Source organism: Providencia sp. PROV210, from assembly GCF_028479445.1.
GTDB lineage: Bacteria > Pseudomonadota > Gammaproteobacteria > Enterobacterales > Enterobacteriaceae > Providencia > Providencia rustigianii.
Genome location: NZ_JAMPNQ010000023.1, coordinates 1 through 2,983, shown reverse-complemented (window position 1 = coordinate 2,983; position 2,983 = coordinate 1). Strand labels below are relative to the sequence as shown.

Genomic DNA, 2,983 nt, shown 5'->3' with positions numbered 1-2,983 from the left:
TGGAATTTCAATCACTGTATAAGCTCCCGCGGGCTGCTTTTTCGCGACAGTATCAAGGCGATGTTTTCTTTTAGTGCCATTTGCCTATCCGACCTTTCTACTTAAAAGGAACTTTTTTACATCGGAAGCTAAATTTTTAAAATGCATTCGGTTTATAACGTAATGAATTGACAATTCGATCCCAAACTTCAACCAATTGCCACTGGCTATATTGGGTGTTTTTGTCTGCATTGTTTAACCCAATATATAGCAACGGTTTTTGTGAATCGGCGATCATTTCATTTGAATACAGAATAAATTCAAACATATTCGTATCTTCTTGCTTATTCTGTTTACCTATCATTAGCCATTCTAGAGATGGAATTCCGTTTGGTGAGAGTTTTTCTTTTTTAATGGTACTTTTCTTAGCTAATGACATAGCTTCATTGATTTGTGGGCTTCGATTAAACAACGTGTCATCAGAACCAACAGCCGTATTATCGGATCTAAACCCTAAAATAAAATCATCATTCTCATAAGTAAATGAGATAATTTCTTTATGTTGATTTCCATCATCGGCAATAAATCCATTGGGAATGCAAACGCCTTTATCAACGGGAATATCTTCATTTTTTCGTCCCGATAATCGAGATATAAGTGATTGCATCGCAGCTAATTTAGTCGGTTTTTCATTAGTCTGAATTTCACTTAACCCTCTAGCCAAAAAATCAATTTTCTTCTTTTCATATTTTTTATCAGAAAAGTCTCTAATATTTGTTGTAATAACAAATGCAATCATTTCAGTGTACACATGGGCCTCTAGTGTTCGATAAGAGTCATCAGAACCTGATTTATTCCTGTCGAAAATAACACCTTTGCCATCCGGTAATTGGATAATTTCTTTTAATACAGGCGCATTTTTTTCACTGGTTTTTCCATTGCGAAGTTCTTGCTCTCGCAATTCAATTCGTTGCTTAAATGCAGGAGGATAAATAAATTTACTTTCAATATGAAAATCATCGATAAACACTTGATTATCTTTCATATTGTTAAATGGAATGGGAATATCAATAGCAAATCGCCCAACACATTGAGGTTTTACGTTTTCAAAGAATGCATCTATCAAAATATAATCCTTTTCAGTTAAACGGCTTTCTTTGTCATAAACAACCAAGCCTAAAAAAATGAACGAAAAAAAAACCAAACCAATCAGTAAGCCTAGATACTTATTAATCATTTAATGGCACATCCATAACCATTTTAATAATCGCTCTCAATGTAAATTGAATTGCCGGTCTGCTTTTTATATCGACTATATCATCGACCTTGTAAGCATCTTGATGATCAACATTTGTTGCTAAAATACTTTTGATTGACCGATGAGCGTAAATAGCCGAAAACGACTCGATAGGTACAGTGCCATCACCAGCCGTTTTTGATGAATTTAATTTAAGCTCTTTCGCTAGTTGACCTTTTTCTCGTTTTTGTCTATTTGTTGGCGGTAAATGAGGTTCGCCTTGGGAGAATACATATGGACTTACAGTTAACTTCGTTGGTACCCAATCAAGATAGCCATCCGATTCAACTTGATTACCATAAAAAACATAAGTATTTGGGTGGTATAGTTTTTTTTCTTGGTGATACATAAATTGACGAACCGTATCATCCATAATGTCTTGATAAGCAAGCTAATTATTATCTATTACCACAGAATCCTTATCTAGAATATCCGGCCTATAAAGCTTCCACCAAACATCATTTCTAAGATAGATATCTTTGAACGGATCAGGTTTTCCCGTTTCAGGATCGATTGTTTGAGGATAACTACCTTCTTCTGGGATAAATAACCACGGTGACTTATAGGAAGGGTAAGGAAGCAATTGCAAAGGCGCTGGAGATTGCGCTAGGACTGGCATTAATTCTTTAGCAGACCACCCCAGAATGTGTCCCGCAGTATGACCTTCCTCACTCGCCCCCGTCCCCATTCGTCTATAGGCAGCAGGAGATCCTAAGTCAGGGATCACTCCATGAACAACGCCTAATACTTTATTCTGGCACCCATCAAACGTTGACTCAGGGGTAGGATTCATTGCATATCGAGCCACCAACCCTCCCATGGAATGAGTCACTAAAATAACTTTCTCCACTGCTAAACCATATCCATGACAACGATATAATTTAATAACGTTATCTATATACTCCACAAGCTTAGATGCTGATTCAGCATTATCAGCAAGCCAATTATAGCCAAAAACATGTAATGGAAATAAAAAGCGATTAAAATGGTCAAGCTCTTTTTGGGTTAACGTTTGTTCATTTTCTTTTTCTTCCGTTCCAAGTGGTTTCTCGACAAATTCATTTAGAATACTCACATATGGTAATTTAATATCACCCTTACTTAGACGTTCGAAATTAAGAACATTACTCTGCCAGTCATTAATTAATGCCGCCTGAAAAACACTCAAGAAACGACCATAACTATAATTAAGTGCTTCTCCCCACCCTCTATCATGACGTTTGGGAAATAGATATCCATCATCAGAAAAGGGCGTATAGACTTCTTTATCAACTAAGCCTCTGTTATCAACGGTTGTTGTTTTAGGGTTTAATATGTTTTTTCTTTCATGGCCGGTTCTTTCTGCCCATTGTAAAAAAATTTCATACCCTGCATCCCCTCGCCACATTTCTTTTTTATCATCTCCTTTTGACATTAAATTCGTTCCCATGATCCCAGGAAGAAAAATAACAGGAATAACTTTTCTCGGAGGTAAAATACACTTCGCTTCGGCATTGAAGGATTTGGGTTGAAGTTGAACATCATTCCAATGGCATGTTCCGTCTTCTTTCCATTTAGGGATATGATAAGAAACAAATTGGCATTCGCCGACTTCTGGAATATTTCTATTTGACATGACGAGGTTCCTTTCGTGTTTTCCTTAAGAAAAACAGAATAGCGTAATTTAGCTTAAAGTTCCTCTTGAAAGATCCAACTATCTGTCACTCC

Annotated in this window: 3 protein-coding genes; all 3 read right to left on the bottom strand. The window is 36.5% G+C overall.

Features of this window, described 5'->3' with window-relative positions; translation table 11 throughout:
* Positions 1-136 precede the first annotated feature (136 nt).
* From PR761_RS16445 to PR761_RS16440, 3 genes are read right to left on the bottom strand one after another with little or no spacing between them, the layout of a single operon-like run.
* Complete coding sequence (locus PR761_RS16445) at positions 137-1,216, bottom strand: T6SS immunity protein Tli4 family protein (protein WP_006815180.1); 1,080 nt, start codon at positions 1,214-1,216, stop codon at positions 137-139.
* Positions 1,209-1,649, bottom strand: a complete 441-nt coding sequence (locus PR761_RS17135) for a hypothetical protein (protein WP_326832396.1) — start codon at positions 1,647-1,649, stop codon at positions 1,209-1,211. Before PR761_RS17135 ends, PR761_RS16445 begins: the two co-directional genes overlap by 8 nt.
* Positions 1,650-1,667: 18 nt before the next feature.
* Positions 1,668-2,891 (bottom strand): esterase/lipase family protein, encoded by a 1,224-nt coding sequence (locus PR761_RS16440; RefSeq protein WP_326832397.1) that lies wholly within the window; start codon positions 2,889-2,891, stop codon positions 1,668-1,670.
* Positions 2,892-2,983 lie beyond the last annotated feature (92 nt).